The 20,712-nt window shown below is 42.3% G+C and carries 14 protein-coding genes and 1 pseudogene; 7 read left to right on the top strand and 8 right to left on the bottom strand.

What is annotated here, in order from left to right; all coding sequences use genetic code 11:
- Window positions 1–154: 154 nt before the first annotated feature.
- Complete coding sequence (locus tag BIY37_RS04855) at window positions 155–1,108, bottom strand: carbohydrate kinase family protein (RefSeq protein ID WP_070066708.1); 954 nt, start codon at window positions 1,106–1,108, stop codon at window positions 155–157.
- A gap of 157 nt (window positions 1,109–1,265) precedes the next feature.
- On the bottom strand, window positions 1,266–2,165 hold the full coding sequence (locus tag BIY37_RS04850; RefSeq protein WP_080324851.1) for a formylglycine-generating enzyme family protein: 900 nt from the start codon (window positions 2,163–2,165) through the stop codon (window positions 1,266–1,268).
- Between the two features lie 94 nt (window positions 2,166–2,259).
- Between BIY37_RS04850 and recQ the strand changes: the two genes are divergently transcribed.
- Window positions 2,260–4,407: a DNA helicase RecQ gene (recQ, locus tag BIY37_RS04845; RefSeq protein ID WP_070066710.1), complete on the top strand. Its 2,148-nt coding sequence runs from the start codon at window positions 2,260–2,262 to the stop codon at window positions 4,405–4,407.
- Between the two features lie 172 nt (window positions 4,408–4,579).
- Here the strand turns inward: recQ and BIY37_RS04840 are convergent, their stop codons facing one another.
- Window positions 4,580–4,759 (bottom strand): hypothetical protein, encoded by a 180-nt coding sequence (locus tag BIY37_RS04840; protein ID WP_070066706.1) that lies wholly within the window; start codon window positions 4,757–4,759, stop codon window positions 4,580–4,582.
- 448 nt (window positions 4,760–5,207) lie between these two features.
- Here BIY37_RS04840 and BIY37_RS13115 point away from each other — a divergent pair, with 448 nt between their 5' ends.
- Together BIY37_RS13115 and BIY37_RS13865 are read left to right on the top strand one after the other, a co-directional pair.
- Window positions 5,208–5,519, top strand: a complete 312-nt coding sequence (locus BIY37_RS13115) for a hypothetical protein (RefSeq protein WP_143299174.1) — start codon at window positions 5,208–5,210, stop codon at window positions 5,517–5,519.
- A gap of 150 nt (window positions 5,520–5,669) precedes the next feature.
- Window positions 5,670–6,173 (top strand): annotated as a pseudogene (locus BIY37_RS13865) (ISNCY-like element ISCku10 family transposase); the annotation flags it as partial.
- 687 nt (window positions 6,174–6,860) lie between these two features.
- On the opposite strand, the gene BIY37_RS04825 reads toward BIY37_RS13865, so the two are convergent.
- From BIY37_RS04825 to mqnB, 3 genes are all read right to left on the bottom strand, one after another.
- Window positions 6,861–7,097: a hypothetical protein gene (locus BIY37_RS04825; RefSeq protein ID WP_070066703.1), complete on the bottom strand. Its 237-nt coding sequence runs from the start codon at window positions 7,095–7,097 to the stop codon at window positions 6,861–6,863.
- Window positions 7,098–8,237: 1,140 nt separating this feature from the next.
- Window positions 8,238–9,095, bottom strand: coding sequence for a 1,4-dihydroxy-6-naphtoate synthase (locus BIY37_RS04815; protein WP_070066701.1), 858 nt, complete (start codon window positions 9,093–9,095; stop codon window positions 8,238–8,240).
- A 166-nt stretch (window positions 9,096–9,261) separates the two neighbouring features.
- Window positions 9,262–9,954 carry a futalosine hydrolase gene (gene mqnB, locus BIY37_RS04810; protein WP_070066700.1) on the bottom strand — a complete coding sequence of 231 codons (693 nt, stop codon included), beginning with the start codon at window positions 9,952–9,954 and terminating at the stop codon, window positions 9,262–9,264.
- A gap of 350 nt (window positions 9,955–10,304) precedes the next feature.
- Between mqnB and BIY37_RS04805 the strand changes: the two genes are divergently transcribed.
- The 4 genes from BIY37_RS04805 to BIY37_RS04785 all read left to right on the top strand — a co-directional run bounded on the left by BIY37_RS04805 (window position 10,305) and on the right by BIY37_RS04785 (window position 14,750).
- Window positions 10,305–11,081, top strand: coding sequence for a tetratricopeptide repeat protein (locus BIY37_RS04805; RefSeq protein ID WP_179129289.1), 777 nt, complete (start codon window positions 10,305–10,307; stop codon window positions 11,079–11,081).
- A gap of 151 nt (window positions 11,082–11,232) precedes the next feature.
- The gene (locus BIY37_RS04800; protein ID WP_070066698.1) at window positions 11,233–12,660 is read left to right on the top strand and encodes a hypothetical protein; all 1,428 of its coding nucleotides are present in this window, start codon (window positions 11,233–11,235) and stop codon (window positions 12,658–12,660) included.
- A gap of 647 nt (window positions 12,661–13,307) precedes the next feature.
- Complete coding sequence (locus BIY37_RS04790; RefSeq protein ID WP_070066696.1) at window positions 13,308–13,994, top strand: aquaporin; 687 nt, start codon at window positions 13,308–13,310, stop codon at window positions 13,992–13,994.
- Window positions 13,995–14,102: 108 nt separating this feature from the next.
- Window positions 14,103–14,750, top strand: coding sequence for an endonuclease III domain-containing protein (locus BIY37_RS04785; RefSeq protein ID WP_070066695.1), 648 nt, complete (start codon window positions 14,103–14,105; stop codon window positions 14,748–14,750).
- Window positions 14,751–14,844: 94 nt separating this feature from the next.
- Here BIY37_RS04785 and BIY37_RS13110 read toward each other — a convergent pair whose 3' ends face one another.
- Entirely contained in the window at window positions 14,845–15,057 is a 213-nt protein-coding gene (locus BIY37_RS13110) for a hypothetical protein (RefSeq protein ID WP_143299173.1), read from the bottom strand.
- 444 nt (window positions 15,058–15,501) lie between these two features.
- Window positions 15,502–20,709 (bottom strand): LamG domain-containing protein, encoded by a 5,208-nt coding sequence (locus tag BIY37_RS04775; protein WP_070066693.1) that lies wholly within the window; start codon window positions 20,707–20,709, stop codon window positions 15,502–15,504.
- Between the last annotated feature and the right edge of the window lie 3 nt (window positions 20,710–20,712).

Below are 20,712 nucleotides of genomic sequence, written 5' to 3'. Positions count from 1 at the left end.
GATACCATGCCACCCCTACAGGGTTAACCGTCATTGCATAACGATATGCTATAATCATGACATCCCTTCGGAATTACAGAATCAATATTTTGTTCACTCATAGTGTTTGTGAGCAAAAGTACGCTGAATAGTTACAAAAGCTTAATGACTAATTTTAAAAAGCCTTTTCTCCAAAAGTAGCGCCGAATCGCTCATTAAATGATTCATAGGTGAAATGATAATTCTGTGGGCCATATACTTCTACACAATAAGCGGCACAAACAGCCCCTATCTTTGCCGCATGAATGATATCATGATTTGATGATGCGAGACCTTTAATTAATCCCGCCCGGTAAGCATCACCAGCCCCGGTAGGGTCATTTACCTGGTGGGCTTTAGCGATGGGGATATCTGTACTCCGTATTTTGTTGTTTTCTCTCTGCATGACGACGGAGCCATATTCCCCTTTTGTTACAATGAGTGTTTTCGTCTTTTCCAGGATATCTTCAACAGCCATTGCGGTTTTTTCCTGGGTTAATTGTAGCTCGTAGTCATTACAGATAAATATTTTTGACCCACTGATCAAATCTGTTAACAGTTCTTTCGTCCATGCAGGCAGGGATTGCCCCGGATCAAAGATATAGTCGATACCTTTCCTCTTATAGGTATTAGAGAAATTGACCATATCACCTAAATTTCCCGGTGCAACAATAGCAAGGGCTTTTTGGGCATCAATAGCATCGAAATGAAAGCTGGAACTGTATTTCATTGCTCCCGGATTGAACGCCGTTATTTGATTGTCGGACTTGTCTGTGGTTATATAGGCACCAGCCGTTAGTTCTTCGGGAATGATCTTTATATGCTGTGTAGAAATATTGCGCTGTGTTAACCAGTTACGGTAAGGTTCAAAATCACGTCCTGCCGTGGCGAGTATGGTTGGGGTTTCACCCATGAGGGAAAGTGCGTAAGCAATATTGCCGGCAGTGCCTCCAAAATTCTCGGCTAATCCATTTATCGTAAAACATACGTTCAGTATATGGATTTTATCCGGAAGTATGTGATCAGAAAACTTTCCCGGAAAGTCCATAATCCTGTCATAAGCCAATGACCCGGAAACAAGAATATTCATAGTGACTCCTTTTTGAACACGTCCATAATGAATCAGGCAAATGCTTCGCCCCTGTTTTTTTTAAAGTTAAATTATTGCAAATGTTATTCTGCGTTTGTCATGGATTGACAAGCTATCTTTTTTTGATTTATTTATGTAGGTAACTTTTGCAAAAGTTCTACTCCGGAGATTTAGCACAACGGAAACCGATAGTATCATTTTTGTAAGTGGGTTCGTCATAGTCCCGGTTTGAGCATCGAATATGAACAATACCTGACCCATTCCATGACCCACCGCGTAACACTTTGCATCCGCTGAGGGCTTTGCTTGTCGGAGAGGGTTTCAGGTCATAAATGGAGATGCCTACTTCTTCTGGTCTTCCAAAATAAGGGTTTTTTTCCGCCATTGTTGGTCCCTGAGGGTTTTTGTCAGAGGTGTAACGGTAGTATTGACTGTCGTACCAGTCTGCCGTCCATTCCCATACATTTCCTGCCATATCGAAACACCCGTAAATACTCTGGCCTTGCGGGTATTTTGTGACAGCGGTAGGCTTTTCAATCTTGGCCTCAGCACAGTTTAGGCGCGTTTTATCAAATTCATTTCCCCACGGGTATATTCTGCCATCCGTTCCACGGGCAGCCTTTTCCCATTCCGCCTCCGTGGGAAGCCTTTTTCCTGCCCATGATGCAAATGCCTCTGCCTCATACCAGGAGATGTTTACAACCGGACAATCCGCCTGGTCGTGGAAAGCGCCGTCCAGTTCGTTGTTTTCCAGCGGTTTCGCTTGAACAATATATTGCCATCCATCGTCCGACCAAAAGGTCTTTTGCATATAACCACCGGATTCGATGAACTTTTTATATTGAGCATTGGTAACAGGATATTTGTCGATAAGGTATGCATTCAAATAAACCTTGTGCTGGGGAATCTCATTTTCAAGCCGTTCCGCTTCAATATTATGGTCGAGTTCCAGCAAGTTAGTAATATCCTGTTTCGTGCTGCCCATGAAAAAGAGCCCTTCGGCAATGAGTATCATGTCCTCAGGAAGGTCTTGCTTTCTTTCATCTGTTCGTATCATAATTGTAAAAGTCTATCACAGAATATTCGAAATTCAAAATAGTTTCTCTTGTTTCCAATTGCTTCCGGAAATAAAAACCAGTATCATCCTTACCATGCTTATGTATGATTTACTGCAAAAATATTTTGGCTACACAAGCTTCTACCCGCTTCAGGAAGATATTATTAAGGAGGTGCTGGAACACCGGGATGTCTTTGTCCTCATGCCAACGGGAAGTGGCAAGTCCCTGTGCTACCAATTGCCGGCGCTTCTTTTCAGCGGTGTAACAATTGTCGTCTCTCCCTTAATTGCCTTGATGAAAGACCAGGTGGATGGGTTGTTGGCCAATGGGATTCCGGCGACATTCATTAATAGCTCTTTGAGTTATCACGAAATTGATACCAGAAGGCAGCAATTGTCAAATCATGAGATCAAGATCCTTTATGTCGCACCTGAGAGGCTTCTGATGTCTGAGTTTCTCGAATTCGTGCAGGGGTTAAAGGTCTCCCTGTTTGCCATTGATGAATCGCATTGTATTTCTGAATGGGGGCACGATTTCCGCCCCGAATACCGCCAGTTAAAAATATTGAAGGAGATATTTCCTCACATTCCTGTTATAGCCTTAACTGCCACCGCCACGCAAGTGGTTCAGGATGATATTATCAGACAACTGAAACTGTCCCGGTGTAAGGTTTTCAGAGCGAGCTTTAACCGGAAGAATCTGTATTACCAGATAAAACCCAAACAGGAGCCACTTCGTCAAATTCTGCAATATCTGGAGGGCCAAAGGAAGGATTCGGGAATTATTTATTGCCAGAGCCGCAAGGCTGTGGAAAACCTCGCGTCGGGTTTGCAGAAAAAAGGATATCGCGCTTTGCCCTATCATGCGGGGCTTACGGCTGAAGTCAGGACAGAGCATCAGGAACGGTTCATCCGTGACGACGTAGAGATTATTGTGGCAACGATTGCATTTGGTATGGGCATTGACAAGCCGAACGTACGGTATGTGATCCATTACGATTTACCGAAGAGTATTGAAGGATATTATCAGGAGACCGGGCGTGCCGGCAGGGATGGATTACCAAGTGAATGCATTCTCTTCTTTAGTTATGCCGATAAATTCAAGATAGAACACTTCATTCAACAAAAAAAGGATGAAAATGAAAAACAGATTGCATATAGACAATTGAGGGAACTGATAACGTATTGTGAAAGTAATGTTTGCAGAAGGAAGTTGTTGCTGGCCTATTTTGGCGAGACCTTCGAAGGGCCGAATTGCGGGGGTTGTGATGTCTGTTTAGAACCGAAGGAACGGTTTGATGGAACGATTGCTGCACAAAAGATATTATCCTGTGTTTACAGGACAGGTGAACGGTTTGGGATAAATTATATTGTCGAGGTCTTGTTAGGCACCAGAAATCAAAAAGTATTGCAGAACCAACACGACACCCTGAAGACCTATGGTGTTGGGAAGGAATACTCAAGGTTGCAGTGGCAGTCGTTCATCCGTGAATTAATCCAGTTTGGATACTTAAGATTGGACGGGGATGAATATCCCATTCTGAAACTGCACGAAAAAAGCCGACCTGTTTTATTGGGTAACGAAAAGGTTTCTTTGATAAAGCCCGAGGAAAAACTTCCTGTTCAAAAGACCGAAGAGTATGAAGCCTATGATCATACTCTGTTTGAGCGTCTGAGGACTTTGCGAAAAACACTGGCCGATCAGGAGGGAGTGCCGCCTTATATCATTTTCCACGATACCAGCTTAAAGGAAATGACGACTTATTATCCGCAGAGTTTGCTCGATTTACGAAAAATAAGTGGTGTCGGAGATCAAAAATTAATGAAGCACGGGAAGGTATTTATAAAAGAGATCGCCGATTATTGTGAACAACACCATATCATGCCAAAGCAGATCGCTCAGGAACATTCTGAATCTCCTGTAAAGCAGACGAAATATTCTACCGTTCAAACGACTTTGGGACTCTATCAGCAGCGCCTTTCAATTCATGAAATTGCACAAAAGAGGGGACTTGCATTGTCTACCATTGTTTCTCATCTGGAAAAACTTATTCTGAACGGCGAAAGTATATCCATCGATGGAATGGTTAATTCAGAAAAGCAGAACCACATCCGAGAAGTGTTGAATAAATTTGGCATGGATAGATTAACGCCCGTAAAAGAAAAACTCGGAGACGGCTATTCCTACGAAGAGATAAGATTGGTTAGGGTAAAGATGATGTGTGAAAGTGGGAGAAAGTAACGGACAAAAGCGTTTGGTTCTGCTATACTTGAAAACGTGACTCATCTGTGGAGGCTAACCTTATACAAAGCATCTAATTCCGGCCAGTTTCCACAAAACAAAAGGGCATCTCACGTGAGATGCCCTTTTGTCTATTACTTTTTAAACGATACCAAATGTTTTACCTAAAATCTTAGTGCTTCGCTTTATGGCATTCGCACTTGCAATCTTTACCTTCTTTTGCGGTATGCCCACATTTGTCACATTTCTTTTCCTCTGCCATAGCGGAGCCAACCAATACGCTATTTACAACACCAACACCCAATATCAACGCACCTGCTACAACCAAACTATAACCAAACCTCTTTAACATTTCCTTTTCCTCCTCGAATTAGGAATGCACAAGCCAAACCGTCGAGAACACTCTCGAAATACCTGGTTGGCTCTTCTAGATATAATATGTTACATTTTTGATATAAATACAATGAAATTGTTATTGTACGATTCAAAATAATGTATGTTTTTACATACACCTTAAAAATACCTTTGATGACTTGATAATAGAAACAATTATATGTATTCCACGTTGTCTGGTTAGAAGTTTGCCTATACGGTTTCTGTTATACCCGAACACCTTTATCGGGTATTCAGTGAACCAAAAACCTCATGGATTCCCGCTAAAAACATGCGGGAATGGCATCTCGAGAGGAACAAAACAAGACTTGCATATTTCTAACCCGACAGCAACGAGTGGATACAATTTAAGGGAAGAAGTTGTGATGAAAGTAAGGTGAAAAAGGGGTTGAAGAAGATGAAAAAAAATGGCAAGACACAACGATAGGAAAAAAGAAGCGGCTCCCGGACGAATATCATTTCCCCGGGTTTCGCCCGAAGGCAGAGATACAGGGGATAGTTGGCGATGCAAAGGCACGTGTTACCCGACTTGTTCGGACTCAAAAAAACGGTGTGCGGTTGTTGTGGTGATGCGCACCGGAGCTATTATACCAAGAAGGTCTGGTGGGTACGAGACACATTCTGCGCGGAGGTGCGGGAAGGTGAAACGAGAGGCGATGCCGGTCTATGACGATACAGGATGTGGCCAAAGAGTTGAAATTGGATTGGCATACGGTTAAAGAATTGGACAAACAATACATGGAGAAGCAGCTTCAGAGGACGGGAGTTCCTGCTCCCGGATCTACAGGATAGATGAAATATCGTTCAGGAAAGGCCATACGTATCGGATCATGGTAAGCGATTTGGTAGGGAAACGCCAATATGGTTTGGAGGCAAACAAAAGGGTGGAATTAGGGCATTGCATTCTGGTGGCAAGCGATCAATGGGGATTTATCGTAGAGCATCAGGTTGTTGAGAAAGAGGCGGAGGTGTCATTGTCGATTCCGCTGGCAGAGAGGTTGTTGAATCAATTTGGATAAGACGCGATTGGGAGTATCAGTTTTGACAAGGAGTTTTACAAACGAGAGAACAAGGAGTTGCTGAGTCTGTATATACCGGAGGTAATCATGACTAGGAAGGGTCGGAAAAACCAGGAGGAACAGGCAGAGGAGTCGGGCAGGACGTTTAAGAATCGCAGACATAAGCACTCAGCAGTGGAATCGGACATCAATCGTTTGGAACGTCACGGCTTGGACAGGTGTATGGACAAGGGGTTGCATGCATTTAAAAGGTATTGTGCACGGGGTGTGGTAGCTGCAAATTTACACAAACTGGGGAACGTGCTTCAGGAGAAGGCACGAAAGAAACACGATAAGTTAAGAAAGGCGGCCTAAAAAGCGTGGAAAAACAGTATGACAGGGAGATAGTATGCCCAGACGAGCCAAAATTAGTGGAAAAATGGGAAAAATGAGGAAAAGAACCTTCCTTTTGTCAAAAGACTAGCAGCAAATTTTAAGAAAAGATTTTAGTAAGCGAAAAACTACCCTGCCGTTTTTAAAAAAAAGCGTGTTTCCGTTCAGACCCTACGCAAGACAACAGATCACGCCCGCAACTGGCTTTTTTACCGGAAACATCAAGGATTATTCCTGTTACAATAGAATGAGTCGAGTGAATAGATGTTATACTGAAAATCTGACTTTGTGCTTTATTCCACTATCCTGTGGTATCGTGTAAAAACTGTACAGAATTTTCACTGCCAACGAGATTGATGAGGAAAGATTTAGCGTTGAAAGAGTCGGAGTGGTTTGCCGTGACGAATAAAGTTAATATGGGCATTCGAGAATGATTTTATGGAATGACTGGTGAACCAATGGACAAGGCATGACCTTACTGGAATGAAGCATGTTCGTGCTATTGTTTCACATGCCCTGTGCGATAATGTTCACTTATAGTAATCTCCATAAACATGAAGGACAACCACGTGGTTGTCCTTCATGTTTATAAATTTTTGGTTTTACATAACCCAAAAACGTTTTCGCGCTCTGTTTTAATTTTAATACCCTGCGTAATGATTTTAACAGCTAAATCAACTTTCCTGACTTTCCTTCTTTGTCTTTTTCTTCGTCTTTGTCTTCAGACTTAACAGGGACTGAGAAAGCAGTCTTTATGGCGCCAGGCATCAATTCTCCAGACTTTTCATCCTTCCCCTTTTCTTTGTCTTCTGCCATTACAGAGCAGGTAAAAGAACTATTCACAACACCTGCGCCAAACGTTAAGACACCAACAGCAATAATACCACAACCAAACTTCTTTAACATTTCCTTCTCCTCCTTAAGATTACAGAAAACTAAACCATGCGGTTGAGAACACTCTCATTATATCCGACTGGCTTTTTGAAATATGCTACTATATGTCATGCGATTGAATCATTGTCAACAAATTGTCTTCATGGTTTCAATAACATACTTATTTGAAATACCCTATGGTGTATTTAATGCGTATTTTTCTGACCACATTATTGAATTAGCAGATAATTTGTAATCCTTAGGCACGTTGTGTCGTGGGGTGATGCTGTGCTTTCACGCAACAAGCTGGTTAGTATTCCCAGTTTCCAGATAGTGTCTCTCTACGGAAGACCCTTTTGGTTTAATGATCGGGGTCTAGTGAATACGTGGTAGTAGATGTAAGCCGTGAGTGCGCTGTGCTGGTTTTATGAGGATAGATCACCATATTCTCCGGGTGATTCTGGGTCAGGCCTGTATTGAGATGCTTACACGAAAGCCAGACAGAAGCCTTCCAATTAGTGGCCCCACGACCCTCTTGTCAAACATTTTTACTCTCAATTTTAGCATCTTTCCAAACGATATTTTAACAGGAACAGGCACATGAAGAAGGAGTTGTTTAATAGAAGATTTTACGAAGGAATTAAACCCCTTTTTATGGGGATTTATTGGAACACTCAAAACTTCAGGCCATAATGTTAAGATAGGGCTTTTGCATAATATGTGCATTTGTGCTTTTCCGTAATCAGATACGAATATGTCATTCCCGCGGAAGCGGGAATCCAGAAAAATACGGGATTCCGGGTCAATCCCGGAATGACAGGCAGGTGTAAACTTATGTCGTTATGTATAGATCTCTACAATTAAAGGGTGTAAAAATACCCTTCCATGCAATGTTAATCTCCAATTGACGCATAGCGAGCCGGATGCCATGCCCTTGCCCCCATTCAAACAGATCCAGAAAGTCTGCATTGTGTATCTCTCTTAACCCCAAAACCCAGGTATGGGTACCGAAGAAAAGATGTGCAATTATCTTTGGAAAACTTTGGTAAAAGATAGGAGCAATGCCGCGGAGGCTGTGTGAGTATAAGGGGATAGAATTGCCCGAGAGGAAGGCGTGCATAGATCATACACACGTGTGCACATCAACACTGCCAAAGTATGCAGCGGTATCGATTACGCTGGTGGCTCTAACGATTCGGCCAAGGGAAGGAAAAGGTTCTCGTTGATTTTATGGATTAATTTATTTCTTCGTGCCCATGCAAAAAGTGTTGTGATGGCTTGCTTTCCGATGTCGCCCAAATTAACACTGTAGTTGTTAACGTATAATTGAATGTGTTGATTCCGGACGATTTCGTTCATCTCCTGGGCATAGCATCTGACGAACTCACGGGATGCTGCGGGGTAGGCAAGGGCATATTCTACACTTTTTCTTACAATACGATTTACTTTTTGAGCAATTTCAGCAGGGATATTTCGTTTTATGGCGATTCCACCCAAAGGGATGGGGAGCCTTGTTTGTGTTTCCCAATATTCTCCCAAGTCCATAATTTTAACCAGCCCTTTCCTCTGATAGGTAAACCGATTCTCGTGGATGATGACACCCGCATCTACCGTGTCGTGTACAATGGCATTTTCGATTTCTGAAAAAAGCATTTCGACTTTATTTGTTACCCGCGGAAATGCCATACTTAATAAAAAATTAGCAGTAGTGTATTTTCCTGGAATGGCGATGACCCGGCCTTCAAAGTCTGATTTTTGTTTTCCCGACTTTGTAATGAATAATGGTCCACAATTTTTGCCCAGAGCACTTCCTGCATCTAACAAAACATATTGGTTGGTTACGTAAACATAGGAGTAATAGCTGAGTTTTGTGATGTCTAAGGCATGACGAAAGGCGAGTGTATTTAGTTTTTCCACGTCGTTGACGACCAATTCAAACGATATTCCTTCTGTATCAATTTTATTATTTATCATGGCATCGAAGATAAAGGTGTCGTTGGGACAGGGGGAAATACCGAGAGTTAGTTTCATACGCTAAGGCATTCCTTTATAAAACGGACTTTTGCAGGCTTTTGTCCATGAAAAATCATCAAAAAATTCTTTGTAATTTTATTGTAAAAACATCTTTTTGGTAAGTTTTTCTTTGCGTCCTTCGACTTCTTCTTGGTCAAATTCTTCCGGTTGCGGCGTTATGGTTTTATAAGTGCTCGGTAATATGATGAATAATTTTTAAAGCGATTTTATTGAGATTTCCGATAGCCAGGGGGATGTTCCACCGGTCTTTGTTTCTGTCTTCTATATAATTTGAAACAGCTCTGATTTGAAGACAGGGGAGACGTTCCATAAAACAGGCATAAAAAAATGCCGCCCCTTCCATACTTTCAATGTCAGGATTGTATTTCAAAATGATTTTGTCAATACTGTATTGATAACCGTGGGCTTTATTAACGCTGATGCCTTTTACCTTTTTCAGCGCGGATACCCCATACACTGAGTCTGCGGTTGTGTTCACTAATTTGCCAGCTTGATAAGGGAATTGGTCCGGCGGCAAGAGGTGTAATTCTGTTACATCCAAAAAATTATCTTTATCTTCGGCGCCTAAATCCGCTACGGTCTCTTCTATAACGTTCACGGTCACGCCAGGTGCAATATCTTTCCTGAAACTACCTGCAATTCCAAATTGTAATGCCAGATCATAGGTATTTTTCGCTAAAACTTTTCCCATGAAATAGGCCGTATGCATAAGTCCGACCCCGGTAATAAGTGTATCTATGCTCAATTGGTGATAATGGAGCGTCTTTGTGCTAAAGTCTTTGGCTTCGCCCTGTCCGAGAGATGACATGAGCGGTTTAATTTCAGGGAGGGTTGCTGCAACAACAAGTAATTTCATAAAGTCGTTTCCTTAAAGGTATGGTGGTATTTTATAGGAAACGATTTGAAAAAGTCACGGCAAATTTTTCTTTTTTATATGTACCCTTGGTTTTAATCAAGATTATGGTATGCTTTATTAATTGTTTGATTTTGAAGGATGATTTTTATAAGATGCTAAATTCATTGTGTTGGTTTTTGTTTGTCGAACACCGGCATGATTTGTCAGATAATCTTAAGGATATGTATCATAGGCTAACTACTATAACTTTTTTATTCAGAACTCTTGTGGAGGGATGTTTATATAAAGGGATATTTTTCTTTCTGATAGCTGCTCTCTATTTTCCTTGTCAGGGCACATGGGCTGTCACTATGCAAGGAAAAATCTATAAAACCACATCGAAAAAACACAGTGCGCGGAAGTGGATTAAAAATGGAAATGCGCAGTATAAACGGGGCAGGTATGAACACGCTGTCAAAGCGTATAATAATTCCATAGCACGTTATCCAGGTTATTTTGAGGCGTGGGACGGGCTGGGTAATGCACTCTATTGTCTGGGGAATTATGATATGGCCGTTAAAGCCTATGAGAGGGCGTTGAGTATTAATCCCAATGCTAACTCCACCCTGGTAAATAAGGGAATTGCCCTCTATAAGCAAGGCAAGTTTGAAGAGGCCTTAGCATTATACGACAAGGTTCTTGCATCAGAACCAGGGTTTGCAGCTGCTTGGTATAATAAAGGTGTTGACCTGATTGCATTATTCAGATACGACAATGCAATGTATGCATTTGATAAAGCCATGGAAATCAACCCGAAAGAGGATTTGGCGTGGCATGGGAAAGGGTATGTCTTAATCCTCTTGGGGAGATATGACGAAGCTCTGAAGTTCTTTAGTAAGGCAGTAGAAGTAAATCCTCAAAGGGCATGGGCATGGAATAATATGGGGATTACCCTAAACCGGCTGGGTATGTACGATGATGCAATAAAGGCATTTGATAAAGCAATCGAAATCAACCCGAAAAGCGCAAGGGCATGGCACAATAAGGCAAATAGTTTTTATAACCTCGGGAAGTACGATGAATCTATGAAATTTTATAATAAAGCAGTGGAATTAGATCCCCTTTTGTACGCAGGAGCAAAAAAATAAAAAGTTTTCCGGAATCATCTCAATGATTATGGTAGGGGATAAGAAGAAAGATTTTGTATAATCCCGGTCGTTCAGTTCTTCGCAGACGTTTTAAGTGTATAATTGTTTATTCAGTTTCTGAGTGCACATACATAATGCAGTGAAAAATTTTATGAATACCACCTTAAGAACAATGTCCCGATCAATACTCATTTCTTTAATAGGCGTATTTCTTTGTGTCTTTGTTTATCAGCAGATGTCCGTAGCTGCATGGTCTTCTCATTCACAGGAGAATACGGCTATCTGTACAGCTTCCGGCCAGCAAAGTTCGCCGCAAATAATTGACGATGGTGTTGGTGGTGCTATTATTGCATGGGAAGATGCAAGAGATATCCATTTTGATATCTATGTTCAGCGTATTGATGCTCAGGGGAATGCCCTTTGGCAAAAAGACGGTGTACCTGTTTGTGCTGCACCAGAAAATCAAAAACGTCCAAGAATGGTAAGCGATGGTGATGGGGGCGCAATAATTGTGTGGCATGACATGCGAAGTGGTATTGGCAATTATGATGTTTATGCCCAACGTATTGATGCAAAAGGAAATACATTATGGATGAAAGATGGGATACCTGTTTGTAGTGAGGTGAAAGATCAGGACAGTCCCTGTATTACATCAGATGGAGTGGGAGGTGCTATTATTGTTTGGGAAGATTTTCGAACGAACTATGCGGATCTTTATGGCCAGCGAATTAATAAAAATGGAGAAACGCTTTGGGCGAAAAACGGGGTACTTGTCTGCGGCGTATCAGGTGCACAAAATGCACCAGAAATTGTATCTGACGGCACAGGTGGTGCTATTGTGGTGTGGCAGGACTTTCGGAGGAATTACGCAGATATTTATGCGCAACGATTGGACGCAAGCGGAACAATGCTATGGGATAAGTTTGGGATAGCGGTATGTACTGCTCAAGGGCATGAAAGTTTTGCTGTTGCTGTTAGTAATGGAGCCGAAGGGGCAATCATAACTTGGGTAGATACCCGTAATGGTACCAATAATAACGACATCTTTGCCCAGCAGATTGATGGGAATGGGGCAGTGCAGTGGTTGCTCAATGGAATTCCCTTATGTACTGCACCGGGAAACCAAAATTATCCGGTGATTACTACTGATGGAGCTGGAGGTGCCATAAGTGCCTGGTGGGATATGCGCAGTGGAGATTTCAATATCTTTGCTCAGCGCATAGATATTTCTGGTTGTGTTCAATGGGAAGACAATGGTACCGCAATATGTATAGAATCCGGTATTCAAAATCGTGTGTCTATAGTCAGCGATAACAATTGTGGTGCAATACTTGCATGGAATGATAATCGTGGTTTCCCGGCTGACTTTGATGTGTATGCACAACGAATCGATAGGAAAGGTATGCCTTTATGGAAAAAAAATGGAGTCGCTATCTCGACGGCTTCTGATACCCAGTGTTTTCCTGTGTTAGTTGGAGATGGAACTGGTGGGGCAATTATTACCTGGCAGGATGGCCGTCAGAAAGATAAGAATTATTGGGACCTTTATGCTCAAAAAATCAATAATGATGGTTTGTGAGGGGGGAATCAAGCGTTGAGTGACTGTTGCTTTGGTTTATCTGGTTATGCCGATACATTATTATTGTGTTATGTTCTTTTCCTCCGGCAACCACCTCTTCGGAAATTATTCCATTCCTACTTTCTTGAAAAATTTTTTACAGCGTATGACCTGCCGCGCTTATTGAATAATTGATACTATACATAGCGACATAAATTTGCACCTGTCTGTTATTCCGGGCTTGACCCGGGATTCCATGTTTTTCTGGATTCCCGCTTCCGCGGGAATGGCATATTCGTATCGGATGAATGACGCTGTGTATAGGATAGAAGCGAAGACGATTGCACCGCTCTTATCGGGAAACCAACCCCATACAAAGGTTTTATCGGCCTTCATGTATTGGCAAAATTGGAAAAAATCTTTTTGCTTGACAGGGTTCGTTGATTGTGTTAATTTGCTACAAATTTATGCATTTAGCGTAGTTATGTATAAATTACAATTTTGAAAGGAGGTAGTTTAAGATTGGTAGAGAACTTTAGTTAGTGTATAGAATAATGATAGCTTAAATTTTATTTCTGAAAATTTACAGCATCAGATGATTGTTAATATATAAACGTTTATGTTACGTATGAAGAAAGAATTCAGATAAAAAATATGGGAGAAAATGAATGAAAGCGTACAAAAAATATATGGCAGAGTTGGTTGGAGCCTTCACGCTAGTATTTATAGCTGCAGGCGCCGTATGCGCTGATTTTTATTTGAGGCGGGAAGGGGGGCAGGGGTTAGGTCTTTTGGGTATTTCTATTGCATATGGTGTGGTAATGATTGTCGTTATTTATGCAACGAGTTATATTTCTGGCTCCCATGTAAATCCGGCTGTGACGATCTCATTTTGGATTAGCAAAAGAATGGATCCCAATACAGCAATTATGTATATTCTCTCTCAAATTACCGGCGCAATAATTGCGGGACTGGCATTGAAAGTGCTCTTTCCCGAGGCGTTGAACACGGTATATCTAGGTACCTGCATGTTATCTCCCGGCGTTTCAATCGGTCGTGGCATATTAATGGAGTTTATTGTTACTTTTTTCCTGGTCTTTACTGTCTATGGGACATTAGTAGATAAGAGGGCTACTGCAGGGTTTGCGGGTGTCGCTATTGGTATGGTGACGCTTTTTGGGGCTATGATTGGTGGGACAATCAGCGGGGGTGCAATGAATCCTGCGCGTGTTTTTGGTCCCGCTATTGCGTCCGGGCAGTTTACCCATCACTATGTCTGGTGGATTGGACCGATTCTGGGTGGAATTGTTGCGGGTTTCGTATATGATCAACTCTTTGCAGATGTGAGAAAATAGGAATCACAAGCATAGGGTAAATCTTGTTGTTCTAAAACAGAAACTTAAAAAGAAGCGGCAACATGTAAACGCAGTTTGCATGTTGCCGCTTTTATTAAAAGAGTTAATTTGTTTGATATTCATAAAGTCCTCAGAATTCTTGAGCGAGAAAATAGACGGTTTGTCGAGCCCATCGTTACAACCATTTCCCGTGAACGAACCCCGTTTCACGTACTTATTTCCTGTATTTTAAGCCTCAGAACAAAGGATAGGACCACCCGCGAAGCTTCAGACCGGCTCTTTGCCCTGGCCGATAATCCAGAAGAGATGGAAAAGATTCCTGCAGAAAAGTTGGAAAAAATTATCTATCCGGTTGGATTTTATCGAATAAAGGCGAGGAAGATCAAAGAGATTTGTGCGGTATTGATTAAAACATACTCGGGTAAGGTGCCTGATGAAATTGATGAATTATTAAAACTTAATGGTGTAGGCCGCAAAACAGCGAATCTTGTGGTGACTTTGGGATATCAAAAACCGGGTATCTGTGTGGATACCCATGTTCACCGGATCACCAATCGCTGGGGATATGTTAAAACAGGGAATCCTCACGAGACTGAATTTGCCCTCCGTGAAAAACTTCCCAAAAAAAATTGGCTTACCATAAACGATATCCTTGTTACATTTGGTCAAAACATCTGTGTTCCTGTCTCTCCGAAATGCAGCATTTGTCCTGTCAATGTCTTTTGTAAAAGGGTGGGAGTGACAAGGAGTCGATAATTTTGTAATCGAGCGATAAACTTTTATAGGAAAACTAACAAACGAGACCAAAATTTGCGGTTCGATGGTATCAAACGGCGTTTGAAAAATGTACCTAAGCTAAAGACATGCCAAATTGTTGCAGGTGTAGGGCGTGGTGTGTGTGGCACAAGGGTTGCGAAAGGGTTCTTTTGCCAGACTTGTGGATCACGGTTTTAAAATCATTAGTTGCCTTCAAATATCCAACGAACTCATCAAATTCCCTGTGCTCCTTTAACCGTTTTAGTTCCTGCCCATCCTTCGCTATTAAATCCTGTTTTTCTTCCATCAATTACCTCCCTTTCTTTTTTAGAATTCCCGATACTATCCGGCAATTTCAAGGTAGTGGGATATTCCCTATGCGGGTTCAGGTTTGCAACCTGGACCAAACCTTCCAATCCTTTGCAGGCCGACTGCGACACTCTCCTCGCGGATCGACACCCTGGTCGAGCATCCTGCAAACATCCCAATTTTTTAGTAACGCTTTCCCTTCCGTCCACTGCGCCCTCCTTTCATTTTGGCGGAATAATTCCGCCGCCAAAAGTCATAAGTCCTTGATGTTGTTGAATCTAATTTTTTCATTTGGCGGAAAGTTCCGCCAAATCATTGTATATCGCAAGGCATTCTTCATCTTTTCTTTGCGTCCCCCATGCGGGTTCAGGTTTGTAGCCGGAACCCAACCTTGATCTGTGTTGCCGAAAGCACCTTGTGGATCAACTTTTTAAAATCAAAGTCAAAATGTAATGTAAATTACTCCGGAAAATGAAACGTCCGTTGGAGCAGTAGCCCAATTAGGAGTAACGCACTTTATTTCCATATAATCCCCTGCCGATACCGCTATTGCCAATGATGTATTGACCCATGTACGATCTGCACCTGCTACGCCAACCGTCTGTATCAATGTATCGGTCGTGTCGTTTCTTCTGATATACAGCGACCAATTTTCACCAGTCCCCGCAACATTGTTCGCCCTCGAGTAGATACGAGCCAATGTTATTGTTCCGGAAACAGGGAAATACAACCTTGCCTTAGCTCCGTTTGTTCGTGCAGGCGCAGCCGATGCTCCAAAGTAATAGGTAGTTGATTTAGCAGGGCTAAACTCATAAGAAAATACCTGCAAATTCATGCCTACATTTTTACCGTTTACCGTTACAACGCCAGTCCCACTTGTACTCAATGCTATGTTTTTGTTTGCCGTTGTGTTTGCAATGGTAACGTTATTACCGCTTGTTAAGTCAATATTGCCGCCGACAGACGCCTTGCTTAAAGTGCCGTCCCAACTAAACGCAGCGGGGAAATTGACTGAGGCTGTAATGGGATCAGACCATGACAATTTCAAGTCATCCTTTATATATAAGGTATCTACCGGTCCGGAGTTGCTAAATTGGATTCTATATCGTATGTATCGTTTTGCAGTTATTTGCAATGCGCCGACTTCAAGTCCAGAATACCAGGTATACAAGGAATCATCTGCACTAGTGCCTACGCTTATGGTTATTTTCCCTTCGGTATTTTCATCTGTGCCAATTGTAGGTGTCGATATCTTGAATACTTTAGAAACATTGGGCGCACCATTGCCCCTGTCATATGCAAGGCTTGTATAACCTCCGCTAACCACACCAAAATAAAAATTATCAAAAAAGGCGCCGGACTCACTTGCTTTATCCGTCATTGCTTTTAAATAAAAAGTGTCCGGGGCATATTGATCAGACGTGAACCTTATATCCAGCCGTTGCCACGAGCTATTGCCGCTATGATAATTAGAATACAGATAGTATTCTTTATAGGGATCATGAAAGGCATAGTCAAAATATAATCCAATACGGTCGGTATTTTTGGAGCTTGAATACACCCAGGCTGAGAAAATGTAGTTTTTATAACCATTAATCACACTCCCCAACTCTGTGTAACAGCTTACAGCTTTATCACAAGCCGCCCGCTTTAACGACGCCGGTGACGAATAATATCTTGCGGTACTTCTAACCCAGGACCCCTTCTCTATCGTCCATCCGGTTAGATTCGTATTGAATGATGGGTTGGAGATCTGATTCTGCGTTAACCATAAATAGTAAAGGCCGCCAGGTCCGACTTTCCTTTCCGTATCTGTCTTTGTGCCGGTCGTAAAGTTGCCGGTGATAATGTCAGTCCATGCCGGCTGCCCACCGCCAACAACAATGACTCCGCCATCCTGATCAGTAACCGTAAACGCCTTACTTGCAAGTGTCGTGGCGTTAGATGTCTTCCCGTTAGCGTCAACCGCTTCAACGAGGAAATACCACGTACCCGCAGACACGGGACACGAATACCAGGTAGTATTGGTTATGTCGCTCAACACAACTCCATCCCACGAATTACTTGAAGAGATAGCAACATTAAAATGCCGGTAATCCCGAACGTAATCTGAAACATAGGTATTTATATTGTATACCCATGAGACCTGTATCCGGTGATTAACGTTGTCGGTTGTAGTCACTGTGATATTAATCGTATTTGGATCAATATCGTCCATTGTGTTCGTATCGCCAATGGTATGCGTGAAGACAACGGACGTCGAAAAATCCTGCATGACGCCAAAGGTATTAACCGACAATATTTTGAAATGGTAGGTTTGGAAGCGTTGCAGGTTACTTACTTCAAACACATTGCTGTTTGACTTATCTATTTTAGTAAGAAAATCATAATTGTTTGCTGAAATATAATAGGTGTCAAAACAATACAGGTTATAAACATCAGCATCGGATAGTGCTTCAGAATACAAAACAAAACTCTTTATCTGCACATGGGAATAATTGGCTGCATATCCGCTGCCCAATTGCATAGCCGTCCTATTAGGCGGCACGATGGTATTACCTGCAGGGTGCATTTGGTAGTCCCGGGCAATGCCGTCGATCGACAGCGTTTGTTTCCCGGAAAAGGCGTCATACGTCACCGTTATCTGATGCCAACCATCTGTAGAGTTGACCATATCATAGGTCGCTGTTTTTGATGTCTTATTGTTGCTTGAGTCCTGAGTAACGAGCAACCATTTAAGAACATGGGAATTGTCGTCAAAATAGATACAATATCCGTCATTGTCGGTTGCATTTCTGTTATTCAGGAAGTAACCAGCTGATCCCACTTTTACGGCCAAACGCTTGAATCTGAATGACAATGTTATCTCCTCGTTGTTCAAAACGGTTGCATCAGCATAGTCATTAACGCCATCAAAAATCAATATGTCGCCGCCGTCGTTGCCCCAACCTACACCGTTATATAATGTCATATTGGCTTTGTCGCTGCCGCTATCACATAAGAGGGTTCCGCTACCTTCAGTTAATTTGTAATGCCTGACTTTGCGAACGTCCAAATAAACCGGGCGATTGTTGTACAGGTTATCAATTTCATCCGGCTCCAATATCTCATCGTAGATGACTAAGCTATCGATAATGGCATTAATATAATTAGCTCCAACCGTAGCGCCCACCAATAAATCAGGATTGGTGTTTGGCACGATGGTATTTCCCGCCGTATGTCCCGCTCCGGCTGCAAATGCGTTATTGATAAACATACGTTGCTTGCCTGTGTTTATGCTGTAAGTGCAAACGACATGATGCCAGGCATTAAGAGATGCCACCATATTGTAGGATATAGTTTGTTCTGTTTTCGTTCCGCCGCTGGTCTGAGTTACAAGATAGTACTTTAGCGTGTGAGAGTTAGTTTCAAAGTAAATATAAAAACCGCTTTTGGATACAGCAGTACCATTATAAATCAAAAAGTCACGTCTTGATGCATTCACTGACTTGCGATAAAACCAGAACGACACCGTTACCTCTTCGGTAATAACTGGCTTTGCACTTGCATATCCGGATGTGCCATCGAACAAAACTCCGTAATTAAATTTTCCCGTTGTCCATTCAGCTGAGCCGTATAAAGTCAAATCCGCCCTATCATTACCACAATCCGTTACATAATTGTTTGAGTTGTCGTCAAATTTGTAATATCGCACTCGTCTTGAGTCACTTTCAGGTTTCCAGTATACGTTTGAATATGCCCAAAAGGGCGAGGTTGGATTATCATATGTTACCGACAAGTCAATCACGCTATCGGCATTTTGCGTATTCTTGTGCTCAAGGAATACCACCTTGCTGACGCTGTCGGGAGGATCATTGATGTCCGGAAGATCTGTATCGTCTGAGCCAGATGTATCGAGGCTTAACGTCTCATAATCGTAACACGTGGCGTCATATTCCTCAAGCCCAATGCCAATTGTAGCGTTCGGATAATAATCGACTGAGGTAACCCAGAATTTCTTTTGCGACCAACCCAGCCGATCATATGTCACTGGCACAATATCGCCATATTTCAAAACAATTGCCGAATAATTACAAATGCAACTGCACCTGATTCCCTGCCGTGATTCTTTGCGAATAACCTGCGCTATTTGCAAGGCGGTTGTTTTGTTTGTGGTATATAATAAATCGATCGTCCTTTCATTTTCCTGCATAGCGTCTTCTGCAAGATACTTATTGTTTCTTCGCAAATCCGGCCAATAAACAAAATCGGTATCCCATTTCTTTTTAGGGTTTGTGAAGGATGCCTTAATCTGATTGCAGGTCGGCTGTATGCCAGGAGTCTCAAAACTCCAGTTGCCCACGATATTGTCCTTGGTTATTTCAAAGCCCACAGCACTACCAGCCTTGCGGATGAAAAAGGAATATTTACCCATATTGTAAACAATATTACCCCGGCACGACGTAAGTAATTTTTCAATATTCGATTTAACATCGTTTTCGTTTTGCACCAGCCCGCCAATTTCAAATCGCTTTTGTTGCTGGCCTCCGGAAGAAGTGTTATTTGTCGTAGGTGCAGCAGCCCCCAAAGACGCATCGGCAACGGAATCTGTCCAAATCAGCTCCCCCGCACTGGTGCTATTATCGATTGTTCCAGCAAGCTTGAACGTAGTCATATCTCCTGCTACGTTACGGTAAATATCAATCTTGGTAATAGTTGATGCCTCACATGCCTGAACAATAATCTTCACTTTGGTTTTTTTGTCGGTCGTAGTTACGGGGTTTGATTTTTTGCTTGCGGCTGTATGATTTCCGCCTGCATCCCGATATGCTATTTTGTAACGGTATTTGGTGTTTGTGGTTAGATTGCCGGATTCATTCAGCAATTTCACAGCAGGCGGCACAGGATCGCTTACCGGAGTACCGACAAGCTCATCGCAATAGTTTGCGGCCGCAATCCAGCTTGCCGTATCGATTTCGCCAGGCAGTGCACCGTGTCCATAAATCTTATTGCCCCTTGCATCCTTTTTGCCAACGAAATAGTCCAAAATTGCAAGTACAGGATTTGTGCTATACGCCGGTGTAGCGTTCGGCCAGGAACCATCCCGCACGTCCTGCACTTTTAATTGTTTTACAACCACGCCAATATCATTCGGTAACCCGTTTGGGAATACTTTTGCATCCAGATTTATTGAACCCAAAAAATAAGCAACGTAATTGCCCGTGCAATTAGAGTCCCAGCTATCGGGGAATAGGTTTATTATCGTAGAGTTTGCATTTTGCGCAGACTTTCCCTTGTATGCGGCCGTATTAATAAATCCAGCATACGGAGTCAGCGCTCCAGCCGAAGTTGCATCTTGTCCATCAGCCCAGGAAGCTGCCCTATTATTATCAAAATATAAGGCGTCTACATGCTCAATCTCGCCAACGCCAATTGCGCCGATATACCAATATACTTGCTGATTACCAGGATCAGCCGCGTGAAATACGATGTCAATACCTTGCTTGATTCTGCCATAACCAACAGACAGGTATTTACGGGTGTCTGTGATGCTGGCAGTTATATTCCGCTCGCCAGGCTTTAACGGCTTCTGCGTAAACTTTTGAATGGCATATTGCGCCATCATCATACCAGCACTTATTGCCATCGGTATCCATACTACTGCGGGCATTAT

Source organism: Candidatus Brocadia sapporoensis (assembly GCF_001753675.2).
GTDB classification, from domain to species: domain Bacteria; phylum Planctomycetota; class Brocadiia; order Brocadiales; family Brocadiaceae; genus Brocadia; species Brocadia sapporoensis.
The sequence above is the reverse complement of the archived record's forward strand: the minus strand, read 5'-3'. Positions and strand labels throughout refer to the sequence as shown.